Source organism: uncultured Ruminococcus sp. (assembly GCA_902785355.1).
Classification (GTDB): Bacteria; Bacillota; Clostridia; order Oscillospirales; family Acutalibacteraceae; genus Ruminococcoides.
On the sequence record CACZYF010000054.1, the window covers coordinates 1 to 8,355 of the forward strand.

7 protein-coding genes and 1 pseudogene are annotated in these 8,355 nt (G+C 51.9%); 3 read left to right on the top strand and 5 right to left on the bottom strand.

Annotated elements, in window-relative coordinates; genetic code table 11:
* The 3 genes and pseudogenes from R2I50_RS09620 to R2I50_RS09630 all read left to right on the top strand — a co-directional run.
* A pseudogene (locus R2I50_RS09620) lies at nucleotides 1–757 on the top strand (hypothetical protein); the annotation flags it as partial.
* 122 nt (nucleotides 758–879) lie between these two features.
* Nucleotides 880–1,059: a hypothetical protein gene (locus R2I50_RS09625; protein ID WP_316608928.1), complete on the top strand. Its 180-nt coding sequence runs from the start codon at nucleotides 880–882 to the stop codon at nucleotides 1,057–1,059.
* 251 nt (nucleotides 1,060–1,310) lie between these two features.
* Nucleotides 1,311–2,816, top strand: a complete 1,506-nt coding sequence (locus tag R2I50_RS09630; protein WP_316608932.1) for a recombinase family protein — start codon at nucleotides 1,311–1,313, stop codon at nucleotides 2,814–2,816.
* A gap of 112 nt (nucleotides 2,817–2,928) precedes the next feature.
* Here R2I50_RS09630 and R2I50_RS09635 read toward each other — a convergent pair whose 3' ends face one another.
* From R2I50_RS09635 to R2I50_RS09655, 5 genes are read right to left on the bottom strand one after another with little or no spacing between them, the layout of a single operon-like run.
* Nucleotides 2,929–4,674: an NADH-dependent [FeFe] hydrogenase, group A6 gene (locus R2I50_RS09635; protein ID WP_316608929.1), complete on the bottom strand. Its 1,746-nt coding sequence runs from the start codon at nucleotides 4,672–4,674 to the stop codon at nucleotides 2,929–2,931.
* A gap of 17 nt (nucleotides 4,675–4,691) precedes the next feature.
* Nucleotides 4,692–6,500: an NADH-quinone oxidoreductase subunit NuoF gene (gene nuoF / locus R2I50_RS09640; protein ID WP_316608930.1), complete on the bottom strand. Its 1,809-nt coding sequence runs from the start codon at nucleotides 6,498–6,500 to the stop codon at nucleotides 4,692–4,694.
* Between the two features lie 12 nt (nucleotides 6,501–6,512).
* Complete coding sequence (locus tag R2I50_RS09645; protein WP_186833885.1) at nucleotides 6,513–6,884, bottom strand: ferredoxin; 372 nt, start codon at nucleotides 6,882–6,884, stop codon at nucleotides 6,513–6,515.
* 2 nt (nucleotides 6,885–6,886) lie between these two features.
* Nucleotides 6,887–7,435, bottom strand: coding sequence for an ATP-binding protein (locus tag R2I50_RS09650; RefSeq protein ID WP_316608931.1), 549 nt, complete (start codon nucleotides 7,433–7,435; stop codon nucleotides 6,887–6,889).
* The gene (locus tag R2I50_RS09655; RefSeq protein ID WP_186833883.1) at nucleotides 7,435–7,935 is read right to left on the bottom strand and encodes an NAD(P)H-dependent oxidoreductase subunit E; all 501 of its coding nucleotides are present in this window, start codon (nucleotides 7,933–7,935) and stop codon (nucleotides 7,435–7,437) included. Before R2I50_RS09655 ends, R2I50_RS09650 begins: the two co-directional genes overlap by 1 nt.
* Nucleotides 7,936–8,355: the final 420 nt, after the last annotated feature.

An 8,355-nucleotide genomic window follows, 5' to 3' on the forward strand; every position in this document is an offset into this window, starting at 1 on the left:
CGTTCTCAAACCATACGAAGGCGGCGGCAAAAGAATGTCCACCAGAGAGTTTCGCGCGAGGATGAAGGGCGAAAGCTGGAAACAAAAGCTGGCAAATGATATCGACAAGGCGATGGAGTTCAGCGGCAGCAAAGACGAATTTATCCGCTCCATGTCTATTCTCGGATACCATATGACGTGGACGGATGAGAGGAAGTATCTCACCTTTCACTGTCCCAACGGCAAGAGTTGCCGTGACATTAAGCTCCACGACGAGAAATATCTCAAGGATAATATCGAGCGTGAGCTCCATCAAAGAGAGTTTCCCGGTGGAGAAAAGCTGCCGACAGGCTGGGAAGATTCATGTGAGTTGTACGAACAACATCTCCGAGAACGTGCTCTATCCAAAGCCGGAATGCAAAGAACCGCTGACAGCTATTCTGATATTGGCAGCGGAGTCAGCAGTTTTGTCGGAGCGATTTCAAAAATCGTTGACAATGATTCCGAAGACCCGGACGAGCGCAGAAAGCGTATTGAAGCCGATGAAAACGGCTCCGCTCTCGGTACGGTTCTCGGTTTGGGTATCGGTATGATAACCAGCGCAACAGCCGACAGTCAAGAGGAAACGCTCAATCAGGAGCCTGATTTTGAGCAGGAAGAACACAAAACCAGAGAAGAAATCCTCCACGAAATCTTCGGCGCTGATGATTATGACTACGATAATTATGATGACAGCGAGGATGAAGATGAGGACGAAGGCTTCTCTATGACGCTCTAAAAAATCTATTAAATGAAGGGATTGATGCCAAATATGAATCGGTTTTATTCCAAAACCAACTACCACATTAACCAAATCATAAAAACAATTCGCCGCATTTACTACGGCGAGGAAAGGACTCTATGGACAAAGAATTCAGCACGATTACTCTGAATAACGAAACAGATTTTTACAGAAGGAATCTATTCAGCTCCACTACCATGACGGTCAACGGCGCGACTTACGAGATTATTTCTGTAAACCCTACAGATGACGCTCCCACCGTCAGTGACACCATCAAATATTTAATCAGCGGAAAATAGCAACGTGTACCCGTAGGGCACTTACGTTGCATCCAAATCCGCCTTTGGAAAACTGAGATATATAAACTAAGTTTCTGCAACGGCGGGTCAAAAGTTTTATTGCAAATAAAATGCCAAAATCTCTGGACATTCAAGCCGAGTTGGGGTATCCTGTTGCTGTATCCTATTCGGTTTGAATTTCAGAGTGGCTGCATTCGGAAAGGAAGGTTCAAATTGTTAAACACAAATTCAAACCAATTGATTAAAAAATCATTACCAAGAAGTTTGCGGACGATAATAATCTGCACAACTGTAAGTACTATGTTGACGACGGTTATTCCGGCGCAAATTTCAACCGTCCCGGTTACAAGCAGATGATGGAGGACGTTTACGCGGGCAAGGTCGGTACGGTCATCGTAAAAGACCAATCCCGACTCGGAAGAGAATATCTCCAGACAGGTATGTTGATGGAGATTACATTCCCACAGTATGACGTGCGGTTTATCGCAATCAACGACGGCGTTGACAGCCTTCATGGTGAGAGTGACTTCTCCGGCATCAAGAATTATTTCAATGATTTCTATGCCAGAGATACGAGCAAGAAAATCAGAGCTGTCATTCATTCAAAAGGTGAGCGCGGGGAAAGGATAAGTACAACTGTTCCTTACGGATATATGCGAAATCCCGATAATCCAAAGGAATGGATTCCCGACCCTGAAACCGCGCCGATTGTAAAAGAAATCTTTGATTTATACGCAAGCGGAATCGGAATCTGGAGTATCTGTAATCAGCTTGCGGAGCGAAAAGTGATCTGTCCGAGCGTATATGCTTTCAAGAAAACAGGAAGTCGCAGCGGTCAACCGAACTTAAATAATCCATATATATGGTCGCAAAACAGCGTTAGGAAAATGTTGTCGAACCCATTCTATGTTGGAGATACCGTTAATTTCAAAACTTATTCCAAGTCAAACAAACTGAAAAAGCGCATAAACAATTCGCCTGAAAATATCCGGGTGTTCGAAAATACTCATGAAGCGATTGTTGACAGGAAGACATTTGACCTCGTACAGAAACATTTTGAAGGCAGGAAACGTCCTGATACACAGGGCGAGATGGACAAGTATTCCGGTTATCTTTACTGCGGAGACTGTGGCAAAAGAATGTATCTTCATCGTTCGAAAACAATGCCGACTGAGAAAAACTACTTTCAATGCGGCGGTTATCAGCGAGGAAAATCAAGATGTACTGTCCACAATATCAAGGAACATGTGCTTGATACGATCGTTCTCGCACAGTTAAAATCTATGATAGCGTTGGCGAGCAGCCACAGCGATGAGTTCTACGCAATGGCAACCGAGAAGGGCAAAGCCGAAGCTAAAAAGTATTATGCTTCGGCAGAGAAAGAAGAATCACAGTTGACCACAAGGCTTCACGAGCTTGACAACATCATTCGCTGCCTTTACGAGGACAGAGTTGTAGGTCGTATCACTCCGGAACGCTATGATTTCCTTGCGTCAGGCTACGAGGAAGAACAGGCTCAAATTCGCACCAAACTGAACGAACTCAACGAGAAAATCAATGAGATTGATTTACAAGAGAAATACGTCAAGGATTTCATCGCAAAAGCGAAAGAGTACATTAGTATTGAAAAGCTCACTCCAGAAATCCTCCGCGCCTTTATCACGCGAATCGACGTCTACGAAAAGGAAGTCAGATACTCCCGCACCTGCGGCAATACCATCGTAATCCAATACACATTTCAGTTAGACAAAAACTAAGTAAGAAAATACCCTGAAGGCACTTAAAACCTTCAGGGTATCCCCGCCGCTGTTTTTTCCGTTAAGAATATCACGGTTTTCGCCCGGGCGCATTCTATTGAACTGCTACAATTCAATTGATGTTTTTCTTTCTTGCTACATAAGAGGTATGCAGCAGCTCGTGAGCCTTGTGAGAGCCGGGCTCGCCGAGGTACTCCTCGTAGATCGCCTTGATCTCGGGGTTGTCATGAGACTTTCTGTAGGGCAGGTCGAGGTCGTCCTGATACAGCGCCTTGGCTCTGAGAGCCTTAAGGTCGGTGAAGTTACGCACATGACCGGGCTGGATCGGCTGACCGCCGCCGTTGACGCAGCCGCCGGGGCAGCACATGATCTCGATGAACTGGTAATCAGCCTCACCGGCTCTTACCTTATCGAGAACCTCAGCCGCGTTCTTCAGACCGCTGCATACGGCAACCTTTACGTTCATGCCGGCTACATCGTAGGTCGCTTCCTTGATACCGTCGGTACCGCGAACCTCTTTGTAGTCGATCTGCTTGAGATCCTCGCCGGTCAGAACGTCGGCGACAGTTCTCAGCGCAGCCTCCATAACGCCGCCGGTAGCGCCGAAGATGGTGCCCGCACCGGAGCCGATACCCATGATCGGGTCAAACTCCTCGTCGGGGAGGTCGGTAAACTGGATACCGGCGCTCTTGATCATCTTCGCGAGCTCGCGGGTGGTGATGGAGATATCGTTGTCCTGCATACCGTCGCGACCCTGATCGTCACGCTTGATCTCGAACTTCTTTGCAACGCAGGGCATGACGGAAACGACCACGATGTCCTTCGGATCGATGCCCGCCTTCTCGGCGTAGTAGCTCTTGATCATAGCGCCCTGCATCTGCTGCGGGGATTTACAGGTGGACAGGTGCGGGATCAGGTCGGGATAATAATGCTCACAGAACTTGACCCAGCCGGGGGAGCAGGAGGTGATCATCGGCAGCACGCCGCCGTTCTTCACTCTCTGGATGAACTCGGTACCCTCTTCCATGATGGTGAGGTCAGCGCCGAAGTTGGTGTCGAATACCTTGTCGAAGCCCAGCATCTTGAGCGCCGCGACCATCTTGCCGGTGACGCAGGAGCCGATCGGCATGCCGAAGCATTCGCCGAGGGTAGCGCGGATGGAGGGAGCGGTGTGGACGACAACATGCTTGGTCTCGTCAGCCAGCGCCTTGAAGACCTCGGCGGTGTTATCCTTCTCGACCAGCGCGCCGGTCGGGCAGACGACGGTACACTGACCGCAGCTTACACAGGATACATCGCCCAGAGGCATATCGAACGCACAGCCGATCGCGGTATCGAAGCCGCGGTTGTTGGCGCCGATAACGCCGACATACTGCTCTTTACAAGCAGCAACGCAGCGGCGGCAGAGGATACACTTGTTGTTGTTGCGAACGAGGTGCAGGGTGGAGTGATCCTCCTCATAGTGAGTCTCGGCGCCCTGGAACCTGGTCTCGTCTACGCCGTACTCGAGGCAGAGGGTCTGCAGCTCGCAGTTATCGGAACGCGGACAGGACAGGCACTTCTTGTCGTGGTTAGAGAGCAGCAGCTCCAGAGTGGTCTTACGGTTCTGACGGATCGCGGGGGTGTTGGTGAAGATCTCGGTGCCCTCACGGTCGATCGGATAAACGCAAGCCGCGACTAAGGAACGAGCGCCCTTGACCTCGCAGAGGCACATACGGCAGGCGCCGATCTCGTTGATGTCCTTCAGGTAGCACAAGGTCGGGATCTTGATACCGAACTTATGGCACGCTTCCAGAATGGTAGTATTCTTCTCAACGGTATAGTCTTTACCGTTGATTTTGATGTTAAGCATTTCCATGAATGTTCTCCTTTCCCTTAGCCCTTGATGATAGCCTTGAACTTACAAGAATCCATACAAGCGCCGCACTTGATGCACTTGCTATGGTCGATCTCGAAGGCGGGTCTCTTCTTGCCCTCGGGGATGTAGTCGGTGACAGAGATCGCGCCGACCGGGCACTTGCGGGAGCACAGGGAGCAGCCCATGCAGCTGTCCTTGATGATGGTGTATTCGAGCAGGTCCTTACATACGCCTGCGGGGCACTTCTTGTCGACAACGTGAGCGACATACTCGTCACGGAAGAAGTGCAGGGTAGAGAGCACGGGGTTGGGAGCGGTCTGGCCTAAGCCGCACAGGGAGTTCGCCTTGATGTAGTTGCACAGCTCCTCCATCTCGTCGAGCATCTCGAGGCTGCCCTGACCCTTGGTGATCTTCTCGAGCATCTCGAGCAGTCTCTTGGTACCGATACGGCAGGGAGTACACTTACCGCAGCTCTCGTCGACGGTGAACTCGAGGAAGAACTTCGCGATATCGACCATACAGTCGGTCTCGTCCATTACGATCAGACCGCCGGAGCCCATCATGGAGCCGATTGAGAGCAGGTTATCGTAGTCGATCTCGATGTCGAGGTGCTGAGCGGGGATACAGCCGCCGGAGGGACCGCCGGTCTGAGCCGCCTTGAACTTCTTGCCGCCGGGGATGCCGCCGCCGATCTCTTCGATGATGGTTCGCAGGGTGGTACCCATGGGAACCTCGACCAGACCGGTGTGGTTGATCTTACCGCCCAGAGCGAATACCTTGGTACCCTTGGATTTCTCGGTACCCATGGAGGCGAACCAGTCGGCGCCCTTTAAGATGATCTGGGGGATGTTGGCGTAGGTCTCAACGTTGTTGAGGGTGGTGGGCTTTCTGTACAGACCCTTGACCGCCGGGAACGGAGGACGGGGACGGGGCTCACCGCGCTTACCCTCGATAGAGGTCATCAGAGCGGTCTCCTCGCCGCAGACGAACGCGCCTGCGCCCAGACGGATCTTGATATCGAAATTGAAGCCGGTGCCGAAGATGTCGTCGCCCAGGAGGCCGTACTCGTGCGCCTGATCGATCGCGATCTGCAGACGCTTAACGGCGATGGGGTACTCGGCACGGACGTAGATGTAGCCCTGAGAAGCGCCGATCGCGTAGCCGGCGATCGCCATAGCCTCCAGTACGACGTGAGGATCGCCCTCGAGAACGGAACGGTCCATGAACGCGCCGGGGTCGCCCTCGTCGGCATTACAGCAAACGTACTTCTGGTCGGCGTCGTTGCCGCGTGCGAACTTCCACTTCAGACCGGTGGGGAAGCCCGCGCCGCCGCGGCCTCTGAGCCCTGAGTCGAGCATGGTCTGGATGACCTCCTCGGGGGTCATCTCGGTGAGGACCTTACCCAGAGCGGCATAACCGTCCTGAGCGATATAATCGTCGATCTTCTCGGGATCGATGACGCCGCAGTTACGCAGCGCGACACGCTTCTGCTTCTCGTAGAAAGCGGTTTTGTTCAGGGATTTGATGGTGTCGTTCTCGACGGTCTCCTGATACAGGAGGCGGGTGACGATACGACCCTTGTTCAGATGCTCCTCAACGATCTCGGGGATATCCTCGATCTTGACCATCGAGTAGAAGGAGCCCTCGGGATAGACAACCATGATCGGACCCAGCGCGCACAGACCGAAGCAGCCGGTGGTGATGACGTTGACTTCCTTATCGAGTCCCTTGTTGACGAGCTCTTCCTTGAGCTTTTCAGCTATCTGTAAGCTGTTTGACGAGGTACAGCCGGTACCGCCGCAAACAAGCACATTAGAACGATACATTCAGAGTCCTCCTTATTTGGTAGCAGTTCCGATGGTGTACTCGGTAACTACGTTGTGATTGACGAGATGATCGTTGACGACCTTGACCGCCTTCTCGGGGGTCATCTTGACGTATGTGACCTTTTCCTCGCCGGGGATCTCGACTTCTACGACGGGCTCATACTGGCAGATACCGATACAGCCTGTCTGGGTGACGGTTACGTCCTTGAGACCGCGCTTCGCGATCTCTTCTACAAAGGCATTGAGAACGGGTCTTGCGCCTGCCGCGATACCGCAGGTAGCCATACCGACCAGAACGCGCGCGGCGTTGGGGTTCTCTTTTCTCATATTCATTTCAGCCTGCGCTCTGTCTCTGATAGCCTTTAACTCAGCTAAAGATTTCATTTTTACGCACCTCCATATATGCTCTTAGTGTTTTCTTCTAAATAATCCGCGATCCATTCCAGAACGTCGGGGGTGTCGAGGCTCACATCGCCGAGCACCTCTCTAAGCTCCCTTGTGTCAAGGGTGAAGCTGCCGTTGTCGGTGCTGTGGATGAAGATGAAGTCAATCTCGGGATTGCACTGTATCAGGATCTTCATGGTGTCGTTGATGTCCCCCAGCGGGGTCATATCGACATGCGACTTGACATAGGTAGCGGTCGTGGTGGTGCCCACGCCCTTCTCGCTCTGTATGTCAAAGCTGCCGCCCGTCTGCTCGGCGCTCAGCTTGAACAGCGGCACGCCCAGCCCGACCTTGCGCGTGGTACGCGTGGTAAAGAACGGATCGATGACCTGTTGTACCTGTTCCTGCGTCATGCCGCAGCCGTTGTCGGCGATGGTGATGGTGAGGAAGTCGTCCTTATCGCTTTCCTCTACCTTGACGGTGACCAGATCAGCCTCGGCGCGAACCGAGTTCTGCGCCACGTCCATGACGTTCAGGGATAGCTCTCTCATTACGCTTCCTTGTACTTCGCGAGGATCGAGGGAACGTCGTCGGCTACCAGACGGCCGTAAACGTCGTCGTTGACCGTCATAACGGGAGCCAGACCGCAGGCGCCGATGCAGCGGCATGCAGTCAGGGAGAAGTTACCGTCCATGGTACACTCCTCAGCCTCGATACCCAGCTCCTGGGAGAGGCGGTTCAGTACGTCGCCGGAGCCCTTGACGTAGCAGGCGGTACCCAGGCATACGCTGATGTTGTACTTGCCCTTGGGGGACAGAGCGAACTGGCTGTAGAAGGTAGCTACGCCGTAAACCTCGTCGATCGGTACGTCGAGACCCTCCGCAATCATCTGCTGGACCTCGATCGGCAGATAGCCGTAGATATCCTGAGCCTCCTGCAGTACAGGCATGACTGCGCCCGGATCATCCTTGTGGTTCGCGATGACTTCCTTCAGCTTCGCTTCCTGCTCAGGCGTACCCTGAAAAGGCAGAGTGCTGATTTTCTTAAGCATCTTTATTCCTCCTTAATGAATGATGATGTAAGTGAATTGTAGCAGAAAATTCATAGCGGAAGCTATGGTTACTTACCTTAATAATATAGCATATTTCAGCGGGATTGTCTATAAAATAACGCAATTTTTTCGTGCAAAAAGCGGTAAAAAATGCAGTTTTTTACGGTGTTTTTAGTTAGCTATTGCTAACCTCGGAAACCAGTATTCTTTTGAGGAAAAATAGTATTCAAACAGGTGAGCTGAATTTCTAAAATGGAAATATAACTTGCAAAACGCTTTACTTATTGCAAGTTTTAAAGCGCTAAACCGGTGACGACGAGGAGGAGTGAGGAGTTAGGAATGAGGAATTAGGAATTGTATAAACGTTGCATAGAGTTGTAGGGCGGGGGCTTGCTCCCGCCGTAGGGGCGACCATCGGTC